19 protein-coding genes are annotated in these 22,752 nt (G+C 63.2%); 9 read left to right on the forward strand and 10 right to left on the reverse strand.

Features of this window, described 5'->3' with window-relative positions; translation table 11 throughout:
* Nucleotides 1–1,305: xylose isomerase (gene xylA / locus ABI660_RS09205; RefSeq protein ID WP_348067142.1), on the reverse strand; the 1,305-nt coding region annotated here is incomplete at its 3' end.
* Between the two features lie 502 nt (nt 1,306–1,807).
* Between xylA and ABI660_RS09210 the strand changes: the two genes are divergently transcribed.
* The 8 genes from ABI660_RS09210 to ABI660_RS09245 all read left to right on the forward strand — a co-directional run bounded on the left by ABI660_RS09210 (nt 1,808) and on the right by ABI660_RS09245 (nt 10,425).
* Nucleotides 1,808–2,518: a FadR/GntR family transcriptional regulator gene (locus ABI660_RS09210; RefSeq protein WP_348067144.1), complete on the forward strand. Its 711-nt coding sequence runs from the start codon at nt 1,808–1,810 to the stop codon at nt 2,516–2,518.
* A gap of 240 nt (nt 2,519–2,758) precedes the next feature.
* Nucleotides 2,759–4,309, forward strand: a complete 1,551-nt coding sequence (locus tag ABI660_RS09215) for a sugar ABC transporter ATP-binding protein (protein WP_348067147.1) — start codon at nt 2,759–2,761, stop codon at nt 4,307–4,309.
* A 17-nt stretch (nt 4,310–4,326) separates the two neighbouring features.
* A complete protein-coding gene (locus tag ABI660_RS09220) occupies nt 4,327–5,310 on the forward strand; it encodes an ABC transporter permease (RefSeq protein WP_348067149.1) in 984 nt (327 codons plus the stop codon).
* 65 nt (nt 5,311–5,375) lie between these two features.
* Entirely contained in the window at nt 5,376–6,326 is a 951-nt protein-coding gene (locus ABI660_RS09225; RefSeq protein WP_348067152.1) for an ABC transporter substrate-binding protein, read from the forward strand.
* Nucleotides 6,327–6,382: 56 nt separating this feature from the next.
* Nucleotides 6,383–7,390 carry an aldo/keto reductase gene (locus tag ABI660_RS09230; protein ID WP_348067154.1) on the forward strand — a complete coding sequence of 336 codons (1,008 nt, stop codon included), beginning with the start codon at nt 6,383–6,385 and terminating at the stop codon, nt 7,388–7,390.
* Between the two features lie 7 nt (nt 7,391–7,397).
* Entirely contained in the window at nt 7,398–8,234 is an 837-nt protein-coding gene (locus ABI660_RS09235) for an amidohydrolase family protein (RefSeq protein WP_348067156.1), read from the forward strand.
* 39 nt (nt 8,235–8,273) lie between these two features.
* Nucleotides 8,274–9,284, forward strand: coding sequence for a zinc-binding alcohol dehydrogenase family protein (locus tag ABI660_RS09240; RefSeq protein ID WP_348067158.1), 1,011 nt, complete (start codon nt 8,274–8,276; stop codon nt 9,282–9,284).
* A gap of 13 nt (nt 9,285–9,297) precedes the next feature.
* Complete coding sequence (locus ABI660_RS09245; RefSeq protein ID WP_348067232.1) at nt 9,298–10,425, forward strand: mannitol dehydrogenase family protein; 1,128 nt, start codon at nt 9,298–9,300, stop codon at nt 10,423–10,425.
* A gap of 182 nt (nt 10,426–10,607) precedes the next feature.
* Here the strand turns inward: ABI660_RS09245 and ABI660_RS09250 are convergent, their stop codons facing one another.
* The 8 genes from ABI660_RS09250 to ABI660_RS09285 all read right to left on the reverse strand — a co-directional run bounded on the left by ABI660_RS09250 (nt 10,608) and on the right by ABI660_RS09285 (nt 19,275).
* Entirely contained in the window at nt 10,608–11,558 is a 951-nt protein-coding gene (locus ABI660_RS09250; protein ID WP_348067160.1) for an SMP-30/gluconolactonase/LRE family protein, read from the reverse strand.
* 2 nt (nt 11,559–11,560) lie between these two features.
* On the reverse strand, nt 11,561–12,550 hold the full coding sequence (locus ABI660_RS09255; protein WP_348067162.1) for an ABC transporter permease: 990 nt from the start codon (nt 12,548–12,550) through the stop codon (nt 11,561–11,563).
* Nucleotides 12,550–13,536: an ABC transporter permease gene (locus tag ABI660_RS09260; protein ID WP_348067164.1), complete on the reverse strand. Its 987-nt coding sequence runs from the start codon at nt 13,534–13,536 to the stop codon at nt 12,550–12,552. Before ABI660_RS09260 ends, ABI660_RS09255 begins: the two co-directional genes overlap by 1 nt.
* On the reverse strand, nt 13,533–15,131 hold the full coding sequence (locus ABI660_RS09265; RefSeq protein ID WP_348067166.1) for a sugar ABC transporter ATP-binding protein: 1,599 nt from the start codon (nt 15,129–15,131) through the stop codon (nt 13,533–13,535). Before ABI660_RS09265 ends, ABI660_RS09260 begins: the two co-directional genes overlap by 4 nt.
* Nucleotides 15,074–16,177 carry a sugar ABC transporter substrate-binding protein gene (locus tag ABI660_RS09270; RefSeq protein ID WP_348067168.1) on the reverse strand — a complete coding sequence of 368 codons (1,104 nt, stop codon included), beginning with the start codon at nt 16,175–16,177 and terminating at the stop codon, nt 15,074–15,076. The genes ABI660_RS09265 and ABI660_RS09270 overlap by 58 nt, the downstream gene beginning before the upstream one ends.
* A gap of 132 nt (nt 16,178–16,309) precedes the next feature.
* Nucleotides 16,310–17,287, reverse strand: coding sequence for an ABC transporter substrate-binding protein (locus ABI660_RS09275; protein WP_348067170.1), 978 nt, complete (start codon nt 17,285–17,287; stop codon nt 16,310–16,312).
* A 91-nt stretch (nt 17,288–17,378) separates the two neighbouring features.
* The gene (locus tag ABI660_RS09280; RefSeq protein WP_348067172.1) at nt 17,379–18,380 is read right to left on the reverse strand and encodes an NAD(P)-dependent oxidoreductase; all 1,002 of its coding nucleotides are present in this window, start codon (nt 18,378–18,380) and stop codon (nt 17,379–17,381) included.
* 127 nt (nt 18,381–18,507) lie between these two features.
* Complete coding sequence (locus ABI660_RS09285; protein WP_348067174.1) at nt 18,508–19,275, reverse strand: SDR family oxidoreductase; 768 nt, start codon at nt 19,273–19,275, stop codon at nt 18,508–18,510.
* A gap of 255 nt (nt 19,276–19,530) precedes the next feature.
* Here ABI660_RS09285 and ABI660_RS09290 point away from each other — a divergent pair, with 255 nt between their 5' ends.
* Nucleotides 19,531–20,772: a DNA-binding transcriptional regulator gene (locus ABI660_RS09290; protein WP_348067176.1), complete on the forward strand. Its 1,242-nt coding sequence runs from the start codon at nt 19,531–19,533 to the stop codon at nt 20,770–20,772.
* 263 nt (nt 20,773–21,035) lie between these two features.
* Here the strand turns inward: ABI660_RS09290 and ABI660_RS09295 are convergent, their stop codons facing one another.
* Nucleotides 21,036–22,631 carry a hypothetical protein gene (locus ABI660_RS09295; RefSeq protein ID WP_348067178.1) on the reverse strand — a complete coding sequence of 532 codons (1,596 nt, stop codon included), beginning with the start codon at nt 22,629–22,631 and terminating at the stop codon, nt 21,036–21,038.
* Nucleotides 22,632–22,752: the final 121 nt, after the last annotated feature.

Here is a 22,752-nt window from a genome sequence, read left to right on the forward strand (position 1 = left end):
CGCGGCGTTCACGCGGTTTTCCAGCCACTCCTGCCGGCCGCTCACCGGCCGGGGCTGGAGATCCTGCACGAACGCGTATTCCGCCACTTCGCTGAGCTTCATGTCCCCGCCAAGAATGCCACGGCCCAGGTCGCCCTCCCAGTTGGCATAACGCTCGGCGCGGAAGCGCTCGAGCTCCCCGGCCTCGACGAGCCGGGCCGCGCTCTTGAGCGCCAGGGCGAGCACGTCGATGGCGCCCACGTGACCATGCAGGATGTCAACCGGATCCATGCTCTGGCGACGCACTTTGGCATCGAAGTTGAAGCCGCCGCTACCGACGCCGCCCGCGCGCAGGATCTCGTACATCGCCAGTGTGAGGTCTTCCACGCTGTTGGGAAACTGATCAGTGTCCCAACCGTTCTGCGGGTCGCCGCGGTTGGCATCGATGCTGCCGAAAATGCCCAGCGAGGCGGCCGTGGCAATTTCGTGCTGGAAGCTGTGACCGGCCAGCGTGGCGTGGTTGGCCTCGATGTTCAACTTGATCTCGCGCTCCAGGCCGAAGTCCTTGAGGAAACCGTAGACCGTCGCGCTGTCGTAGTCATACTGGTGCTTGGTCGGCTCGAGCGGTTTGGGCTCGATCAGCAATTGCCCCCCGAAGCCGATCTTGTGCTTGTGTTCCACCACCATCTGCATGAACCGACCAAGCTGGCGCCGCTCGCGTCGCAGGTCGGTGTTCAGCAGGGTGTCATAGCCTTCGCGGCCGCCCCACATCACGTAGTTGACCCCGCCCAGGCGGTGGGTCGCATTGAGCGCGCTGAAGACCTGCGTCGCGGCGTAGGCGAAGACTTCCGGGTCGGGGTTGCTCGCGGCCCCGGCGGCGTAGCGCGGATGGCTGAACAGGTTGGCCGTGCCCCAGAGCAGTTCGATGCCCGTTTCCTGCTGTTTCTGCGCCAGCACGTCCACCATGGCCGACAGATTGCTGCGGTAGTCCGCCAGGCTTGCGCCTTCCGGCGCCACATCGGTGTCGTGAAAGGTGTAGAAGGGCACGCCCAGCCGCGAGATCAGGCCGAATGCGGCATCGGCCTTCCTGCGTGCCAGTGTCAACTCGTCGCCGGGCACGTGCCAGGGCCGCGCGAACGTCGGCTGCCCGAACACATCGTTGCCGGACCACACGAAGGTGTGCCAATAACAGACGGCCAGCCGCAGGTGCTGCTCCAGCGTCTTACCCAGCACACGCTCCTTAGCGTCGTAATGGCGGAACGCCAGCGGATTCGTGGACTGCGGGCCCTCGTAGCGGACCTGGGGAAGGGATTCGAAGGAAGTCATGTCTGCATCGGAATAAGCAAAACCGCGATGCTATCCCTGGTGTTGCCGCACAAGCTTGCGAATTTGGCGAGGGTGGGTTGTGATATTTCTTTCTGCATCGCAGCAATCGGCTTAAACCGGGTGCGAACTGGCGACGCACGGGACCGACGCCGAAAACCGCCAGGTAGCACCGCGTCCCACCAGCAACAGCGACAGGCCCGGCGCCGTGACCAGCACCCCGGATCGCCACGGGCAACTCAGCAAAACGCTGGGCCAGGACGATGAGGCTACGCACCCACTTTAACTTTGCCAACCCCGGCAACGTCCTGAGCCGCAAAGTTGCGGGTCCGGCGGGCCATGGTGGAAAGCGGTTAAATGATGGTGCCCGGACAGCAGCAATAGCGCGAACTGGGCGCAATCGGTAAAGCCAACGTGGAAACCATGCAAAATTGGCCTGACACGAGGGCTTTCAACCCGGCGCCCCGCCGGCCCTCACCTAAACGCAGCCCAAGCGGAGGATCCCATGCTGGAGCAACTCAAACAGGTCGGTAACCGCCGGTTGTACCAACAAATTGCCGACCAGATACGCACCTTCATCGACAAGGGCAACTACGCACCCGGCGCCCGCTTGCCCCCGGAACGGGATCTCGCCCAGCAGCTGGGCGTCTCGCGCCCCTCAGTGCGCGAGGCGCTGATCGCGCTGGAGATTGAGGGCAGCGTTGAAGTGCGCATGGGCGCCGGCGTGTATGTGTGCAGTGTGACGCAACGCAAGCCGCAGGCGTTGGCCACCCTGGGTGAAAGCCCGATCGAGCTGATGCAGGCCCGCGCCGCCATCGAAGGCACCGTGGTGCTGCTGGCATGTGCCAAAGTCACATCCGCCGCACTGGCAGCGCTGCGCCAGATCCTGGACAGCATGCTGGTGGCCATAGGGCAGAACCGCTCCCCACTGGCATTTGACCGGCAATTTCACCAGACCATTGCGGCCATGACAGGCAACGCCGTGCTGGAGCGCCTGATCGGCGAGCTGTTTGACGGGCGGCACAGCCCCATTTCAGTGCGGCTGCGTGCGCATTCCGAATCGGGCCAGACGTGGGCCGCCGCGTTGCAAGAACACGAGGCCATCCTGCGCGCACTGGAAAACCGCGATGTGCTGGCGGCGCAAACCGCGGTGCGCATGCACCTGCATGCCTCGGAACAGCGCTGGGTGGAGAACAACCGCAGCGAATGGTCATGAGTTGAACCAGACGCCCAGGCACGCCGCCACGGCGCAACTGCGCGCATGCCTGCACCGGGCTTTTATGGCGGTGATGCCCGGTATTGCATCGGGAATCGGGGGTAATTACCAATACGCAGGCCCGTTTCGGTAAGGCCAAATACCGATTTTGAGTCAAGTGGCCTTACCAATTTGCAAACTGCAAAAACATCCTCCTGCCAGCCCTTGAACGCCCCACAGGAGTTTGCATTGTTGCCTTCCGTGTCCGGTCCCGTCCGCCCTCAAGCCACCCACCCCAAGGCGGCCGCTGACGTGCTGTTGCGTCTGGAGGGCATTACCAAGCGTTTTCCGGGCGTGCTTGCGTTGGACGATGTGAGCCTGGAGATCCGGCGTGGCGAAGTGCACGCGGTGTGCGGCGAGAACGGCGCGGGCAAATCCACCCTGATGAAGGTGATCAGCGGCCAGTACCAACCTGACGCCGGCGACTTGCACTACCGCGGCGAGGCTTGCCAGTTCCAGTCCACCGCCGAGTCCGAGGCCGCAGGCATTGCCATCATCCACCAGGAATTGAACCTGGTGCCCCACCTCTCGGTGGCTGAAAACATCTTTCTGGCGCGCGAGCCGCGAAAGGGCTGGTTGATCGACCGCGCTGCGCTGCGCCGCAATGCCCAGCAATGCCTGACCCGGCTGGGCGTGAATATTTCGCCTGACGCAATGGTCAAGACCCTGTCAGTGGCGCAGCAGCAAATGGTGGAGATTGCCAAGGCACTCTCGCTCAACGCGCAGGTGCTGATCATGGACGAGCCGACTTCGTCGCTGACCGAGTCGGAAACCGAAAAACTGTTTGCCATCATCCACGAGCTCAAACGTGCAGGCGTGGGCATCGTCTACATCTCGCACCGGCTCGATGAACTGGCGCAAATCGTGGATCGGGTGACGGTGCTGCGCGATGGCCGCTATGTCAGCACCGACTGTTTTGCCAACACCAGCGTGGAGCAGATCGTGGCGAAGATGGTGGGGCGTTCGCTGGACGATGTGTTTCCTGCGCGCCAGTCCGTGCCCACCACCGAGGTGTTGCTGCGCGTGCAGGGCCTGACGCGTCAGGGCGTGTTTCACGACGTGAATTTCGAACTGCGTCGTGGCGAGATTCTGGGTTTCGCAGGGCTCATGGGTGCAGGCCGCACTGAAGTGGCGCGTGCCATCTTTGGTGCCGATGCCATCGACGCGGGCCAGGTGTTCCTCGGTGACCAGCTGCTGGCGGTCAAATCGCCGCGCGACGCCGTGCGGCACGGTCTGGCCTACCTGTCGGAAGACCGCAAACACGATGGTTTGGCGCTGAAGATGACGGTGGCACAGAACATCACCTTGGCCCGCATGGAAGCCGTCTCCAACCGCGCCGGCATGATCCAGTTTGACCAGGAGCAGGCGGCGGCAGAACGTTTCATCAAAGCCCTGGACATTCGCACGCCCAGCAGCAACCAGATCGTCCGTCTGCTGTCAGGCGGCAACCAGCAAAAGCTGGTCATCAGCAAGTGGCTGTTCCGCGAATCGCGTGTGCTGTTCTTTGACGAGCCCACGCGCGGCATCGACGTCGGCGCCAAGTACGCCATTTATCAACTGCTGGACCAATTGGCCGGTCAAGGCATTGGCGTGGTGATGATCAGTTCGGAGCTGCCCGAGATCATGGGCATGACCGACCGCGTCGCCGTGTTCCACGAAGGGCGCCTGGTCACCACGCTCACCACCCGCGAAACCAACCAAGAGGAAGTCATGCACTACGCCTCGGGCCGCAGCACTCCTTCGCATTCTTGATATTTCCCCGGATACCCATGACCGAACGACAACAAGATCTGATTCAAAAATTTGCCGCCTTGGCCAGCTTGCTGGCCCTGATCACGGTCTTCTCCTTCACCAGCAATGCCTTCTTCACCTTGGGCAACGGCATGACCGTGGCCTTGCAGGTGACCTCGATTGCCTATTTGGGCATTGCGGCCACCTGCGTGATCATCACGGGCGGCATTGACCTGTCGGTGGGCGCCATTCTGGCTTTGGCTGGAGTGGTGGCTGCGCTGGCGGTGAAGGCGGGTGTGCCGGTGCCCTTAGCCATGCTCGCAGGCTTGCTGACGGGCGCTTTGTGCGGTCTCATCAACGGGCTGTGTGTGACCGTGTTGAAGCTACCGCCCTTTATTGCCACGCTGGGCATGATGTTGGTCGCGCGTGGCGTCGCGCTGCAAATCACCGATGCCCGCGCCATTGGTGGCTTGGGTGACAGCTTTGCCGAACTGGGCAACGGCTCCTTGTTTCGCATCGTCAACATCGGCGAGGACGGTTTTCCCGATGTGGTCTTCGTGGGCGTTCCCTACCCCGTGTTGCTGATGATCGTGCTGGCCATCGGCGTCTCCGTGCTGCTCAACCGCGCCACGCTGGGCCGCCACCTATACGCCGTGGGCTCCAACATGGAAGCCGCGCGCCTCTCGGGCGTGAACGTCAATGCCGTCACCCTGTTCGCTTACGTGTTCTCCGGCCTATTGGCCGGGTTGACCGGCTGCGTATTGATGTCGCGCTTGGTCACCGCCCAGCCCAGCGAAGGCCTGATGTACGAACTCGACGCCATCGCGGCGGCAGTAATCGGTGGCACCTCGCTCACCGGCGGCGTGGGCACGATTTCGGGCACCGTGATCGGCGCGTTTGTCATCGGCATTCTGCGAAACGGTTTGAACATGGGCGGCGTCTCCGCCTTCACCCAACAGATTCTGATTGGCGTGGTCATCCTGCTCACCGTATGGATTGACCAGATGCGCCATCGCAAGTGATCCCTACCGGCAGGGCATACCGGGACATCTCGTCAACACCCCCCAAACCGATAATGAGGAATGACATGAACAAACGTAAATTACTGAGCATCTTGGTCGCATCCACCCTGGTGGCTGCGTCTTCTATGGCGATGGCCGCCGACAAGGAAATCGCCGTGATCGTAAAAACGACCAACTCCGACTTCTGGCAAAACGTGAAAAAAGGCTCTTCTGCCGCCGTGGCAGGGATGAAGGGCTACACCGCGACCTTCCAGGGCGCGGCTTCCGACACCGATCTGGCCGGCCAAGTGGCCCTGGTGGAAAACGCTGTGAACCGCAAGGTGGCCGGCATTGTTCTCGCACCGTCCGATCCAGACGCACTCATCCCCGCTATGAAAAAAGCCTGGGAAGCCAAGATCCCTGTGGTGTTGATTGACTCTGCCGCTTCTAATGCGGGCAAGGCTTACTACCAGTCCTTCCTGGCGACCGACAACAAGGTGGCCGGCGAAATGTCCGCAAAAACCTTGATCGCCAAGATCGGAACCACCGGCAAGATTGCCATCATGTCGTACACCGCCGGTTCGGGTTCGGAAATTGGTCGCGTGGGTGGCTTCACTGACTACATCAAAAAGAACTCCAAGTTGCAAATCCTGGGCCCGTTCTATTCCAACTCGCAAATGGGCACGGCGCTGAACCAGACCACCGACGTACTGGCCGCCAACCCCGACTTGAAGGGTATCTTCGGCGCCAACGAACCCACCGCCATTGGCATGGGCCGCGCGCTGACCCAAGCGGGTAAGTCAGGCAAGGTCGTTGCGATCGGCTTTGATGGTAACTCGGACCTGCAAGGCTTTGTGAAGGACGGCACGATCGAAGCCATCGCCGTGCAAAGCGCATTCGAGATGGGCAGCCTGGGCGTGAAAACTGCGGTCGAGTTGGCATCAGGCAAAAAAGTCCCTGCCTTCCGCGACACCGGCGTGTTGATGGTCAACAAAAAGAACATCGACAGCACCGAAGCCAAGAACGTTCTCTACTAACCCCTCCAACTCGTCTCCCAAGAAACCTCCGGCACAGGCCGCCGGGGGATGAAACTATGCACACCACGGACCTCAAACAACTCCCACGCGTGGACCTTCGGCTGACCGCCTTTGGCCTGGGCTGCTCGCAGATGGGGGGGCTGTACCGCGCCACCAGTGCGCGGGAAGTGGACGACTTGTTTGCTGCGGCGTGGGCCGCCGGGATGCGCTACTTTGATACAGCGCCTTATTACGGCTACACGCGCTCTGAACACCGCCTGGGCACACTCCTGGCCGACTGCCCGCGCAACGACTACGTGGTGAGCACCAAGGTGGGCCGTCTGCTGCGCCCGGATGCCAGCGTGGCACCTGGCGACGGCGGTTGGGCCAACCCCTACCCGTTTCGCCCCGAATACGACTACAGCTACAGCGGCGTGATGCGCTCCTTCGAAGACAGCCTGCAACGCCTGGGCCTGGCCCACATCGACATCCTGTATGTGCACGACATTGGGCGCTACACCCATGGCGAGCAGCATGCGCACCATTGGCAGCAACTGACAACCGGCGGCGGCTTTCGAGCGCTGGACGAATTGCGCAGCAGCGGCGCCACCAAGGCGGTAGGCCTAGGTGTGAACGAATGGCGGGTGGTGATGGACAGCATGCAGGAATTCGATCTGGACTGCACCATGCTGGCCGGTCGGTACACCCTGCTTGAGCAGGACTGCCTGACGCCACTTTTTGACGACTGTCAGCACCGCGGCAACGCCATCGTGGTGGCCGGGCCATTCAATTCCGGCATCCTGGCCGGCAACACGAAATTCAACTACGCCGAAGCCCCGCCCGCGGTGGTGGCGCGCGTGAAGGCGCTGGCGCAAACCTGCCAGGAATTCAGCGTGCCACTGCAGGCGGCCGCGCTGCAGTTTCCGTTGGCGCACCCTGCCGTGGTGTGCTGCGTGACCGGCGCCGAAACCGCCGCGCAGCTGCAGCAGAACGTGGCCTGGCTGGCGCAGGACATTCCTCCCGCCCTGTGGCAGGCCCTGCGCGATCGTGGCTTGCTGAACCCGGCCGCACCGGTGCCCGCCTGAGACCACCATGCGTATCGATGCCCATCAGCATTTCTGGAAGCTGGCTGACCGCGTCGGGCACTGGCCACCAGCCACGCTGGCCGCCATCCATCGCGACTTTGGCCCCGCCGATTTGCAGGCGGCGCTGGCCGCAGCCCAGATCACCGGCACCGTGCTGGTGCAATCGCTGCCCACCGTAGCAGACACGCATTACCTGCTCGATATTGCCGAGCGCACGGACTTTGTGCTGGGCGTGGTGGGCTGGGTGGACCTGCTGGCCGATGACGCCCCCGCACAAATTGCAGAACTCGCATGTCACCGCAAGCTCAAGGGCCTGCGTCCCATGCTGCACGACCTGGCCGACACCGAATGGATCACCAACCCGGCGCTAGACCCGGCCTTGCGCGCCGTGCAAGACCACGCCCTGGTGTTTGATGCGCTGGTGCTGCCCCGGCATCTGGGCGCGCTGCTGGTGCTGGCCCGGCGCCACCCGGCCTTGCCCATCGTGATTGACCACGCGGCCAAGCCCGAAATTGCTCGTGGTCGACTGGAACCCTGGCGCACCAAAATGAACTCGCTTGCCGCCCTGCCCCAGGTCCACTGCAAGCTCTCAGGCCTGCTGACGGAAGCTGGCCCCCAGCCCACTGCCCACGCACTTGGCCCGTATGTCGAGCACCTGCTCGACAGTTTTGGCCCACAGCGACTGATATGGGGCAGCGATTGGCCAGTACTGGAGCTCGCCGCCGACTACGCGGACTGGTGGACCATGGCCAACGCAATGTGCCAGGCCCACGCGGGCATGGATGCCGAAGGCATGGCCGCGATCTTTGGCGGCAATGCTCGTCGCCTATACCAGCTTGACTGACATGAACCTTGACCAACCCTGTGTGACCGAAGGATTTTTATGCTGACTGTTATTTGCGAAACCCCAGGCGTGCTGCGCGCCATCGAAGGGGCCAGACCCGCCTGCGCCGACAACGAGATACTGTTGCGCGTACGGCGCGTAGGCGTTTGCGGCACTGACCTGCACATCTTCACCGGCAACCAGCCCTACTTGGACTACCCGCGCGTTATGGGCCACGAGATTTCCGGCACGGTGGAAGCGGCCCCGCCAGACAGCACGCTGCAGCCCGGGGACCCCGTGTTTGTGATGCCCTACCTGTCGTGCGGCCAGTGTGTGGCTTGCCGCCAGGGTAAAACCAACTGCTGCGTGAACATCCAGGTACTGGGTGTTCACCGTGACGGCGCCTTCACCGAATACCTGGCCGTCCCAGCCCAGTTTGTGCGCAAGGCAGAAGGCGTGACGCTGGACCAGGCCGCCATGGTGGAGTTTTTGGCGATCGGCGCCCACGCGGTGCGCCGCGCAGATGTGCGGCCCAGCCAACGTGTTCTGGTGGTGGGCACCGGTCCCATCGGCATGGCAGCGCTGCTGTTTGCCGGCCTTCGCGGCGGCCAGGTGACGGCGCTGGACACACGGCCCGAGCGCGTCGCGTTTTGCCTGGAACACCTGGGGGCGCACGCTGGCGTGCTGATCGGGCCGAGCGACCAGACAGAACTGAGCGCACTGACGAACGGGGACTTTTATGATGTGGTTTTTGATGCCACCGGCAATGCGCGGGCCATGGAGCGCGGCTTCCAGTTTATTGCACACGGCGGCAAGTATGTGATGGTGTCGGTGGTACGTGACAGCATCACATTCTCCGACCCCGAGTTTCACAAGCGCGAGGCCACCTTGCTGGGCAGCCGAAACGCAACCATGGAGGACTTTGAAACCGTTCTCGACGCGATGCGCGCCGGCAAAGTTCCGACCGCCGCACTCAACACCCACCGCATGCCGCTGGCCGAGGTAACCACAAGCTTTGCCAAGCTGCTCGACCCGACACAGGGCGTTGTCAAGGCGCTGATCGAATGCTGAGCGCGAGGCACATCTGAGCACCCCGATTCTGCAGTTTGGCACCGGGCGCTTTTTGCAGGCGCATGTGGACCTGTTTGTGTCCCAGGCGCTGGCCCAAGGCCAGGCGCTGGGCAGCATCACGGTGGTGCAAAGCACAAGCAGCGAGCAGAGCAGCGCTCGCGCTGCAGCGTTTGCCCGGGGCTACCGCGTGGAGCTGCGCGGCATGCAGCGCGGACAGCCCGTCGAAGAGACGGTACAGGTGAACGCCGTGCGCACCGTCTGGCATGCCGACCGCGACTGGGCGCTGATGCGCGAAGCCATGGCCGGCCCGGTGCAGATCATCGTCTCCAACACCGCAGACGCGGGCTATGCGCGGGTTGAAAGCGACTCGGCGCACTTGCTGCGTACAACCGGCAGCACACCCCGCAGTTACCCGGCCAAGCTGGTGGCGCTCTTGCATCACCGCTGGCAGGCGCAGCCAGAGGCGCCGCTCACACTCTACCCTTGCGAGCTGGTGAGCCGCAACGGCGACACCCTGCGCACGTTGGTCACAACACTGGCTCGGGAATGGGGCGCTACGCCTGCCTTTCTGCGCTATGTGCAGGAGCATTGCGTGTGGGTCAACTCGCTCGTCGACCGCATTGTGTCTTCTCCGCTTGAACCCGCCGGTGCGGTGGCAGAACCCTATGCGCTTTGGGCCATCGAACACACGCCCCGCATGGTCCTGCCCTGCAGCCATCCTGCCATGGTGGTCACCGACGCGCTGGCGGGATTCGAGCAACGCAAGCTCTGGCTGTTGAATCTGGGGCACACGGTGCTTGCCGAACTCTGGCAGACACTGAAGGGGCCGGCTGACATGACGGTGGTGCAAGCCATGCACACCCCGGCGATGCGTACGCCGCTGGAAGCCGTGTGGATCGACGAGGTACTTCCGGTGTTTGAAAAAGAAGGGACGGGCCCCGAGGCCCGGATCTACCTGGAGGAATTGCGGGACCGGCTGCTGAACCCTTTTCTTGAGCATCGCCTGATCGACATCGCCAAAGACCATGCCCAGAAAAAAATTCGCCGCCTGGCGCCGGTTGTCGACCGCGCCCGGCAATCCGGGCTTGCCATCGCCCAGACGCAACTCAAGCGGGCTTTGGGTTCTTCGACGACAGCTTAAGCCACAAGGACGTGGACCTGGTGGACTTGACTGCGTGATTGCCCGGGATGGTGCGTTCGCGTCACTTTGACACGCGTAACGAGCGCCCGCCATTCCTGGTGATGAACGTCGCTACCAGTTCGCCATAAAGCGGATTGAAAGAGAACGCAGCGACGGCATCTCCATCACATGCAGGTCAACATTTAGCAGGACTGGGGCGCGCGCCATCCCGCACCTGAAGTCGCCAGGTAGCAAGAATACAGCGACGTTGTCGCGGTAATGAACAGGTGGTTACCCCGCAGACCGCCGAACTCCAGGTTGGCCACCGGCTCCGGAATGAGTATCTTGCCAAGCAGTTCGCCTTGCGGCGTGAAGCAATGAACACCGTCGCCGGCACTGGTCCACACATTGCCGAGAACGTCCACACGCAGCCCGTCGGGAATACCGGCGTCCACCGTCGCGAACACATCGCCTTCCCGCAGCCTGCCCTCGCTCACCTGGAACGAACGGATGTGGTGTGGACCCTCAGGATCTTGCGAAGCACCCGAGTCTGCGATGTACAGCCATCGGCCGTCCGGCGAAAAGGCCAATCCGTTCGGTTGCACAAAGTCGGTCGCGACGGCCTCCACACGCCCGTCGGCAGGATCGACGCGGAACACGTAGCGGCCGCCGTACTCGGGCTCAGCCGCGTAACCTTCGTAATCAGACAGGATTCCGTAGGTCGGGTCGGAGAACCACACCGCGCCATCGGGTCCGGCCACCAGGTCGTTGGGCGAGTTGAGCTTCTTGCCCTGGAACGAGGAGGCAAGCACCGTGCGGCAGCCGTCGTGCCCGGTGCGGCTGACGCAGCGCGTGCCGTGCTCGCAGCTGAGCAGCCGACCCTCACCGTCGCGTGTGTTGCCGTTGACAAAATTGGAAGGCTTGCGGAACTCCACCACGCATCCGGGCCCGGAGCCGTCGGGCACCCATCGCAGGATGCGGTTGTTGGGAATGTCGCTGAACAGCAGGAAATCGCCCGCGGGGAAATACACCGGCCCTTCCGCCCAACGCGCACCGGTGTAGAGTTTTTCGACAAAGGTGTTGGGCGGCACCACGCCGCGAAAGCGGGCGTCGTGCAGGCGAAAGTCGCCGCGGATGCCGTAGTGTTCACCCATGCTCACCTCACTTTGGCCGATCTTCCGTACAAGAGCAGCATGGCCAGAATGAGCGATCCGTAGATGATCTGGCGGCCCGCTTCCGGCATCTGGAGAACCGCAAGCATGCTTTGCAACAGCACGATGAACACGACACCGGCGACCGTGCCCAGGTAGCTGCCGCGGCCGCCGAGAATATTGGTACCTCCCAGCACCACGGCCGCGATCGCCGGCAGCAGATAGGGGTCGCCCATGGCTTGGTAGGCGTTACCCGAATACCCGGCCAGCAGCACCCCCGCAAGCGAAGCCAACATGCCGCAGGCGACAAAACAGACGATCGTCATCTTGACGGTGCGGACGCCGGAGAGGTAGGCTGCGCGTTCGCTGTTGCCGATCACGTAGACATAACGGCCTGCCGCCGTGCGCGTCAGCAGCAAATACACAAGCAGCGAGACGGCTGCCCAGACCCACACCGCGTTGGGCACACCCACGGTCCTGCCCACGGCCAGGTCCCGCATCAGCGGGGTGGCGGCATCCTGAGGCGCATGGCCGCCCGTGTACAGCACCATCAGCCCTTGCAGCACGGCATTGGCGCCGAGCGTGAAGATCATCGACGGAATCCGGAGGAACGCCACGCCCAAGCCGTTCACCAGCCCGACCATGGCTCCGCAGAACAGGCCAGCCGGAATGGCCCAACCCGCCCCGTAGGCCGCCCCCGCAGCGGCAGCCATCATGGCACCGGTGGTGATGGTCCACGCTACGGACAGGTCAATGTGGCCCAGCAGGACGACGGCCATCAGCCCCGCCGCGGCCAACCCGAGGAAAGCAGCGATCTGCAGTTGCTGCAGCAGGTAGGCAGGCATCAGGAAGTTGGTGTTCACGGCACTGCCGGCCAGCAGCAGCAGCATGCAGCACAGGCCCACCATGGCGGGCGGATTCAGCAGCAAGCGCTGCGCGGGGCTCTTCGTGGCACCGGACGAGGGCTGCACGGCGATCAGTTCACTTCCGCTCATCAGAACAGGTCCAGGCGGTTTCTGACACGCAGTACGCGCAGCGCGCCCATGCACACGGCGGCCAGCAGGATCAAGCCCTCGAACAGGGGCTGCCACAGTGCCGGCGCGTCGAAGACGAACAGCAGGTCGCCGATCGTGCGCAATACAAAGGCGCCGAGGACAGAGCCGACCATCCCGCCGGTGCCGCCGTACAGGGATGTGCCGCCTATCACGACCGCCGCGATCGAGTTGAGGGTATACAGCCCGGCCTGCGGGCCGCTGGCCTCGCCCGACAGCGCGATCAGCGACAGCAGCAGCCCGGCGACACCTGAAAGCAGCCCCGCGATTGTGTAGGCGAGGAACTTGGCGCCCTCGGACGGAACGCCGGAAAGGTAAGCGGCCTGCTCCGACGAGCCAACGGCATAACATGTGCGCCCCATCACCGTCCGCTTGAAAGGCAACCACCCCAGCACGACGAGCGCGGCCAACAGGACCAAGGTGGAGGGGATCACTCCGAACAGCCGGCCGGTCAAAGCGTCCGACAGCCCCTCACTGACCTCGCCACCGGGCGCGGGCCGCAGCAGCAAGGCAAAGCCGAAATACACCGCACCGGTTGCGAGCGTGACGATGATGGGCTGCAGGCGTCCGAAGACCACGATGGCGCCATTGAGTGCGCCCGCCGCCGCGCCGCAGGCAAGCACAAGCACAATCCCCAATGCCACCTGCCACGGCGCCCCGTTCAAGACCGTGGAGGCGAGGCAGCTGGTCAGCACCATCACCATGCCGACGGAAAGATCGAGCCCCCGGGTGATGACGGGCAGGGTCTGCGCCATCGCCACGATGGCCAGCAGCACCGCCTTGTTGGATGCGGTGGTGACGATGGCCACGGAGATCGAACGCGGGTGCTCCATCAGGAACAGTGCGAACATCAAGGCGAACACCATCAGCGCGGCGAGCGGTCCGCCGTTGCGCCGCAGTGTCATGCTCCATTCGCTGCGCTGGTTCATGCAGTAGCGGCCTCCCTGCCGCCGAGCGAGACGTTGAGTGAAGACGCCACGATCGCATGCTCGCTGATCTCGTCGCCGACCAACGTGCGGGCGATCCGGCCCTCGTACATGATGAGCACGCGGTCAGCCAGGCCGATCAGCTCCTCGTAGTCGGTGGAATACAGGAGCACGCCCACGCCCTGGGTCGCGAGCTGGCGCAGCAGTACATACAGCTCCTGCTTGGTAGCCACGTCGATGCCACGGGTCGGGTCGTTGAGCAGCAGCACGCGCGGCTGGGCCATGAGCCATTTGGCGATCACCACCTTTTGCTGGTTCCCGCCCGACAAGGTCTGCACCGGGTCCTGCACGGAGCCGACCTTGATGCGCAACTGCTCCACCATCCGCGCCACCGCGGAACGCTCCGCCGCTGCGCTGAGAACGCCCAAGCGCCCGAGCGCCGGCAGATGGGCCAGGCTCATGTTCTCCCGGATGCTCATGGGCAGGATCAGTCCCTCGGTCTTGCGGTCCTCCGGGATCAGCGCGATGCCCAGCTCCGGGTCCTTGCACACGTGCGGCGCGAGGTCGCGACGCGGCTGCCCGAAGGCTTCCACCTTGCCCTGGACGCCCTTGAGCACGCCGAACAGGGCCAACAGCAGCTCCCGCTGGCCCTGACCATCGAGGCCCCCCAGCCCGACAATCTCGCCGGCCTTTATCTCCAGCGAGATGTCGTGCAGTTCAGGGGCCCAGGTCAGGCCCTGCACGCTGATGACTGGCTGGGCCCAGGGCGCGGGGCCGGTTTTGGGCGGATAGGACTTGGCGACGTCGCGGCCGATCATCAGCTGGACCACCTCCGCATCGGAGCGGGTGCCGCTGGCGAATGTATCCACGCGCCGGCCGCTGCGAAACACCGAGCAGGTATCCGCTAACGCCTTGACTTCGTGCATGCGATGCGAGATAAACAAACTGCCCACGCCGCGCGCCCGCAGCTGGAACAGAAGCTTGTAGAGCCGTTCCACGTCCTCGCTGCTCAAGGCGGAGGTCGCCTCGTCCAGGATCAGCAGCCTCGGCTGCCCGCTCAGCGCCTTGGCGATCTCGATCAACTGACGGCGAGAAAGGGGCAGATCCCGAACCCGCTCCTTGGGGTGAATGTCACCGCATCCCAGCATGGCCAGCAACGCGAGGGCTTGCTCCTGCTGCGCCTTCGAGTCGATCAAACCACGCCGGCGCGGCGGCCGCGACAGGAAGATGTTCTCCGCCACCGAGAGGTCCGGCACCAGGGACAACTCCTGAAACACGCAGGCGATCCCATGGTCACGCGCCACGTTCGGCGAAACCAGACGCACCTCGACGCCGTCCATGAGGATACGGCCGGCGTCGGGCTGCACCACCCCGGCGATGGTCTTGATGAGGGTGGACTTGCCCGCGCCGTTTTCTCCGAGCACAGCGTGGATTTCGCCAGCCTGGCAGACGAAATCCGCGCTGTCCAGCGCGCACACGCCGCCGTAACGCTTGGAGATTCCCTGGAGCTGCAGCAAGGTCGGGGGCACGGCGCGTTCTCTCAGGTGTTTCCTTCGCTTTGCTTCATGATGTCCGGCGCTGTGAGATTGATGTTGCACGGCGGAAACTCATTGGCCACATAGAACGTGTCCGGCAGGTCGGGATAGAAGTTCTTCCCCGGCGCCATCTGCTGGTATTCCACGTAGGGAATAGGCACCGAGATGTACTGGGGCAGCTTTTGTCCCTGCAGCGCGGCGATGGCAGCCTTCAGCGCCACGGCCACCAGGCCGGGGGACTGCGCGGCCGAAGCGCCCTTGAGCCCGTCCTTGTGGTGCGCGTAGACCATCTTGCGGAAACCGTTCTCTCCCTCGGCACCGATCGGCACGAAGGGATGCTTGGCCTCGATGAGCGCGCGGATCGTGCCGTTGGACCCGGCCTGGGTGTAGACGCCGTTGAACCGGCCGTGCACGGCGATGGCATCTGCCGCTACCTTCTGGGAGGTGCCGTCGTCCCAGTTGCCGACCACCTCGACGATCTGCACGCCCTTGTGCTTGTCCATGATCTCGCGGAAACCCAGGTGCCGGTCGCGGTCGACCGAGTTACCCGGCAGGCCGCGGATCTCGAGTACCTTGCCGCTGGTAACTCCGTTCTTCTCCAGCCACCGGCCCATGAGGCGGCCCATCTCGAGCTGGTCCTCGTTAACCTGAATGACCTCGTCGGTGTCCAGCACGTTGTCGAACGGGATCAGGATCACGCCCGCGTCCTTGGCGCGCTTGATCACCGGCTTGAACGACGTGGGTGACACCGCGATGGTGAGGATGGCGTCGAAACCCGCATTGATGAAGTTGTCGACGGCGCCCAGCTGCGCGGCGACGTCGGTACCGGTGGAAACCACCTTCAGCTCCTTGATGTGGGCCTTGATCTCTGGCGTCGCCGCGTAAGCTTTCAGCGACTTGATCATCTGGATGCGCCAGCTGTTCCCCGCGTAGCCGTTGGCCAGGGCGATGCGGTAGGGCCCTTTCTTCGCCGGGTACTGGAGGGTCTTGGTACTGGAGGAAAATGGCTTGAAGCAGCCTGGCTCATAGGTCTGCGCCGCCGCGGGCCCCGCGATACCCGCCAGTGCTGCGCCGGCGCTTGCGGCAAGAATGTCTCGTCTCGTGTGCATTGCTGTCTCCTGGTTATGTGGTGCCGGCCTGGCGGCACCGGCGCGACCGCGAAATCGCGCAGGTTGATCGTAGTAAACGGCGACTCCCAAGCCAATCGCTTTTGCGGTCCTACGAATATCAAATCCGACTCGCTAGTACTTGCGGTTGGGGAACTCTTTGGCCGCCACTTCGGCGGGGAACACACCTTCGATAGACTTGATCCAGCGTGGCAGCGGCTGCCCGGCGGCGGCCTTGGCAGCCGCTTCCATCAGTTGCGGACCGAGCAAAGGGTTGCACTCGACGCTGACGTTCATCTTGCCGGCGATCATCGCCTCGAAGGCACCCTTGACCGCATCCACGCCGATCACGAGGATATCCTTGGCCGGCGTCAGGCCCGCTTCCTCGATGGCCTGAATCGCGCCGATGGCCATGTCGTCGTTGTGCGCGTACAGCACGTTGATCTTGCGGCCCTCGGCTTTCAGGAAAGCCTCCATGACCTCCTTTCCCTTGGCGCGGGTAAAGTCGGCAGTCTGCGAACGGATGATCTTGTAGCGCGGGTTACCTTTGAGTACTTCCTCGAAGCCTTTCTTCCGTTCGATGGCCGGATCGGACCCCACGGTGCCCTGTAGTTCGACGATGTTGACGTCGCCGGTGGTTTTCTTGGTGTGTTCGAGCAACCACTGCGCAGCTCGACGACCCTCCTCGACGAAATCCGAACCCACGAAGGTGGTCCAGGTGGAGGGGTCCTTCACCACCACACTGCGACTTTCCAGAATGACGGGGATCTTGGCGGCCTTGGCCTCCCTGAGCACGGTATCCCAGCCCGTCGTGACCAGTGGCGCGAGGATGATGACGTTCACCTTCTGGGCGATGAAGGAGCGGATCGCCTTGATCTGGTTTTCCTGCTTCTGCTGCGCGTCAGAGAACTTCAGTTCATAACCGGCCGCGATCGCGGCGGCCTTGACGGATTCCGTATTGGCCGTGCGCCACTCGCTCTCGGCCCCGGTTTGCGCGAAGCCGATGACCAGCTTTTTGCCTGCGGCTTGGGCATGGGCGAACGGGCTCCATACCAGCGCGAGGCTGGCGCCGGCCAGAACTGCCGCGAATGTGCGTCGTTGAAGCGGTTTCATGTCGTGTGTCTCCTAAAGTTGATTTCATCGAAGCGCGCCAGCACTGCATTCTTCAGCTTCACCCGGTGCGGCCGCGGGCGAAGCAGATTTCCTACCCGGGATACCAGACGACGCGAGGGTCATCTGCGGAGCGTTGGTAGGCCCACGCGCCCTCCACGAGCCGCACCATGTCATACCGAGGACGCCAGCCCAGAAGGAATTTTGCTTTGCTGTTGTCCAGCCATGTCGAGTGGTAAGGGGTTCGCAGGGGAATCAGCGGCACGCCGCGCGTGCGCGCCAGGTAGTCCCCCAGTGCTCCGTAGTCGATGGGCTCGTCCATGCAGACGTTCATCAGCTGATGCCGGACTTGCGGCGCATCGAGCGCCAGCACAAGCGCCTCCACCAAGTCATCCACGTGCACGAAGTTGCGTTTCACCGGCCTGCCTTCCGGGTCCAGCATGACTGGAACCGCCGCAGATGCCACGTATTCGCGCGCTTTTGGCTCCCCCACCAACTCGTGCCAGCGCGGCCCGCCGAAAACATCATGGCCGAAGGACATGGCGTAGCGAAAGTCGTCTTTCTCCATGATCCAGGGCGCACGCAGGCAGCAGCTGTTGAGTCCGTATTGGATCTGGTACTGCTGCAGCATCACTTCCTCCAAAACCTTGGACAGGGCATAACACCCTGGGTAGGCACTGTGCGGCTGGCTCTCAATGACGGGAACGCTGTGCGGGTAATAAAAGTGGCCCACTGCAGCGTCTCCGCCCACGAGCAGGAACTGGCGAAATGTCTTGCTCACGCGGCATTCCTCGAGCAGCCAGAACATCCCCTTGACCGCCACGTCCATCACGTCGTCCGGCGTTTCCTTGCTGGTCGCCAGGTGGATAACATGCGTCGCGCCTTCCAGCGCATGGTGAACGTCTGCGCGATGCTGGATGGAACCGTGTACGGATTCGATCCGAGGATGCGGGGGCAAGGTCCGGTTATGGCAGAGCGCGCGAACCCGCAACCTGTCGTAGCGTGAATCGCCCAGCAGTCGGTCAATAAGCGCCCGTCCGACTTTGCCGGTTGCGCCCGTCACCAGGATGACATCGGATGCGGCAGCAAGGGTCATAAGGTGCCTGGCGCTGCTCGCTTTAATGAGGAGCGCGGATGACAGGAACGCAGCTCAGACGGTGCCATGCGGATTTGGGCGAGAGCTATACAAAATCCTGCACGATGTGCGAAGACATGGACCGGGGTCATGTCCAGCCACCGTCAACGACCAGGTCCTGCGCCGTGATCATGCTGCTGTCGTCAGAGGCAAGAAAGAGCGCGGCGCGTGCAATGTTCTCGGGCACCAGTTCGCCTGGCAGGCACTGCGCCTTCGCCAGTTCGATCTTGGCTTGCGGCGTCACCCATAGCCGAATCTGTTTTTCGGTCATGACCCATCCCGGCACAATCGTGTTGACGCGAATGCGATAGGGGCCGAAGTCGCGCGCAAGGCTTCTGGTGAGTCCTTGCATCGCGGACTTGCAGGTTGTATACACAGGCATCCCGCCTGTCTTGACCATCCAGCTCACAGAGCCCAAATTGATGATCGACCCCCCACCCAGAGCTTTCATGTCCTTGAAAATCTCCTGCGCGGCGAAAAAATGGTGCTTGAGGTTCACTGCCACGCCGCTGTCCCAGGACTCGGGCGTTGTCTCTTCAATAAGATGGCGCTGGTCATTCGCTGCGTTGTTCACCAGCACCTGAATCGGACCCATCCGTTCGCGAATCGTGCCAATTGCCTTCTTCAACCATGGGGTGTCCGTGACATCGCAGGCCTCGAAATGGACGCCGCGCATTCCCGTATGCTCGAGCCTGGCTTGCAAAGCCAAGGCTCCCTCCTTGTCGATATCAAGAAACCCCACCTTGGCCCCTTGCGAAGCGAAATGCTCCACGAAAGCCGCGCCGATCCCGGTCGCGCCACCAGAGATGAGTACACTCCTGCCCTTGAGACTCGGATAGCGGGTTTGCTCGGTCATCGAGTTCCTCGTTATTTGCCCGGAAACTGTTGCGCGCACGTTGAAAACGGTGTCTTCGTGCGCTAGCACTCGCCTATTTACTCATTTGGCGATGCCATGCGATGGGGACCCCGGGAAGATGTCTGCATCGCGATAATCAGAGCTGCGATGCTAGCGGGTGTGTCTCCGCAGCAACTTGCGAAATTGGCGAGCGCGGGTTATGAAATTTCTTTCTGCATCGCAGCAATTGGCGCGATGTGCCAAGATCGGCCTTCCATGACCAAAAGCTCGACCATGCGCCCGCGCGACCGGACAAACAGCCCCGCCGTCCTGCGCGTGGCCTTGCTGTTCCACGCCAGCAAGGTCTACGACCGCGAGATTCTCACCGGCATCGGGGACTACGTGAAACAGACGCGCGTGGCCTGGGATCTGTTCCTGGAGGAGGACTTCCGCTTCCGCCTGGACGGCATCCATGAATGGGAGGGCGACGGCATCATCGCGGACTACGACGACCCCGCCGTCGCGCAGGCGCTCACAGGCGCTCATGTCCCGGTCATCGCCATCGGCGGCTCCTACGAGGATCCCGACTGCTACCCGCGTCAGGTTCCCTACGTGGCCACCGACAACCGGCTGCTGGTCGCACGCGCGCTCGAGCATTTGGTGGAAGCGGGCGTGACGCGGTTCGCGTGCTACAGCCTCCCGGAATCCCCGCTCAACCGCTGGGCGCAGGAACGCGAGAGGGCATTTTCGGCATGGCTACTCAGCAATGGCGCTGCGGGCGAGATCCACCGCGGCCTGGCAACCAGCGCACCCACCTGGGGGAGCGCCACCAAGAAACTGATCGCCTGGCTGGACAGCCTGCCCAAGCCGATCGGCATTGTCGCCGTCACCGACGCACGCGCACGCCAGGTGCTGCAGGCCTGCATTGTCGCCAATATCGCCGTGCCCGACGAGGTGGCGATCATCGGCATTGACAACGATACGCTCGGGCAGCACCTCACCCGCATCGACCTCAGCTCCGTGAGCCATGGTACGGCCGAGATGGGGCACCGGGCAGCGCAGTTGCTGCACCAGGCGCTGAGCGGCTCACCGGTGCGCGGCGCCCGCGTGGTGATTCCACCGGCTGACGTGCACCGCCGGGCATCGACCGCGCGCGATGTCCAGCACAGCCCGGCGGTGATGCGGGCGCTGTACTACATACGCCAGTACGCCTGCCAGGGCATCAGGACCGAGCAGGTGGCCGAGACGGTGGGCATGTCCCGTTCGTCGCTGGAGATGTACTTCCGCCGGGAGCTCAAGCGCTCCGTGCACGACCAGATTCTGCAGCACAAGCTGGAGCACTGTTTCGCGCTTTTAACCCACACGGACACCTGCATTGCGGAGGTTGCACGCGCCTCGGGGTTCCGTTCGGTGCAGTACCTGAACACCGTGTTCCGGCGCGAGGTAGGTTCGACACCGGCGGTGTGGCGTGAAACCAAACGGACCGTTGAAGCGTCCCGCCCACCCCCTCCTTGTTGATGACGACAACCAGGGTCGTGCAGATGCGGCATCGGCAGTCCGCGCCCGCACGCGGGTGTCGCGCCCCCCGACGCAGCGATATGAACAGCGCAAGTCGGGCAAGCGAAGCCTGCTGACCCGCCGGCCTGAGCCAGCGCTGCGGTGCACGGCGCGCCACAACCGCTACTACTTTGATAGCTACTCGCGACCGCCGGCAAAGGGCTAGCGCCCATTTTCTTACTAAATTCGGGCTCCGCGGCAAGCGGGCGTGAGGCGCGCTGGCATCACTCGATGCGCCGCGGGAGCGCTGCCCTGCTCGCTGCCGAGAATTCCGGCAAGGCCACGCCCATCCTCTGCGCCGAGGCGAGAGCCGCCGGTCGCACAGGGCGAGGTGGCAAGGGAGGGGCTGCGCGGGCCGGCAAAGGCGCGGCAGGACGGGGCGGCAGGGGCGGCGGCACTACACGCCCGCCCGAGCGCAGCAGGGTAGGTGGCGGCGGATTGTCGTTGCCAAAACCCACAATGCGCGAGCGGTCCACCTGCGGCAACGATGTCTTCGAAGTGTCCGAGGTGATCATGTCGATCATGCCGTCCGTCACATGCTGCTTGAGGTTGCTGGCTTTTTCGCTGGTGCTCATTTTTTCCCAGGCAGCCAGCTTGATGCCCTTGTGGTTTTCCATGCCCGCAATTTCAAACCGGGAGCTCCGGACAAACTGGCCGGCTTTGGCGATCACGGGTTTCACAGCGACGACCAACCGATCTGCATCAACCACGAAATTGGGCGTGCCGAAGTCAGCGACGGCCATATTGATGAGTGTGCTGTGATCCTGCACCGCCACGTAGTAGCAACCCAGCAACGGGCAGCTGCGGAACAGGCTCAGGTCCAGCGTACCCTGGGCGAGCAGCCGGTTGGCCCTCTGGACCTCGTCATAATCCTGCACGAACTCGACGATGTGCTGGATCGCCTTGGCAATGGTTTCGGCGAGTCCAATCGCCGGGCCGCTGGCCGCGCCCAGGTCCAGCGCGCTGCAGAGGGTCTTGGCGGTGAAGGCCGCACCCGCAATCGCGGTCGTTGCAATGGTGGAGTTGATTTCGCGATCAATCAGCACTTCGAGCGCCTGGAACGCAGCCACCGGATCACCAGCCGCAATGGCATAGGTACCAATCTCATGCATTTGCGCGGCCTTCCATTTGCCGTACACAATCTTGCCCACACCCGCCGCCGTGTCGCTTGCCGATGCAATGACTCCCAGCGCAGGAGCCATGCTCTTGGCAAAGTCCGCGACGCTTCCCAGACCCAGCTCGCGCATGATCATGGCGGGGTCCAGGGCGCCGCAGACCGCCTTGACCATCTCGTCGAATTTTTGCGTGATGGCCGTTCCGGCCACGGCGTTGACCCCCTGCGCAGTCCGGGTGCCGGACCGGGTCACGTTGATGTCGCGGATATTGGCAGCTGCACCCTGGACTTTGGAGAGAAGGGTCTTGATTTCGCTCGCGTGTTTTTTCTTGTTGAAACTTTTCAGGCTCAGCTCTTTGCCGGCGAACATCTCTTTCAGGGCATGCTGCTGCAGCGTCACCATCTCGCGCATCGCCAGCAGGTCGGCCTCGGTGAGCCGCCGCTGGTCCACGTTGTTGACGGCCCGGTGCAGGTTGGTGAGCGCGCCTTTCTTGTTGCGCACGCTTTGGGTCCAGTCCTTGCCGCGGCGGCTGTGGTTGAACCGGTAGTCATCCAGCGTCTGCTTGATCCTCAACCGCGATTCCTCCGACTTGTCGCTGTCGTAGATGAATATCGCGAGGTCAACCGCCCTGAGTTTGTCGCTGCGCGCGTCTGACCACGAGTAAGTGTCCCGCATCCATGTTTCATGCCAAGGAATTGTTGCCATATGACCGGTTTCCCCTTCTTGCCGCTCCGGATCAGGCATCCCGCCACGGGATGATTCACCGAACGACTGAAATTTATCCAGGCAGAGCGCGGCGCGGCTCGACCAAGGACGTTTTATAAAA

It is taken from the genome of Polaromonas sp. (assembly GCF_039930745.1).
Taxonomy (GTDB): Bacteria; Pseudomonadota; Gammaproteobacteria; order Burkholderiales; family Burkholderiaceae_C; genus Polaromonas.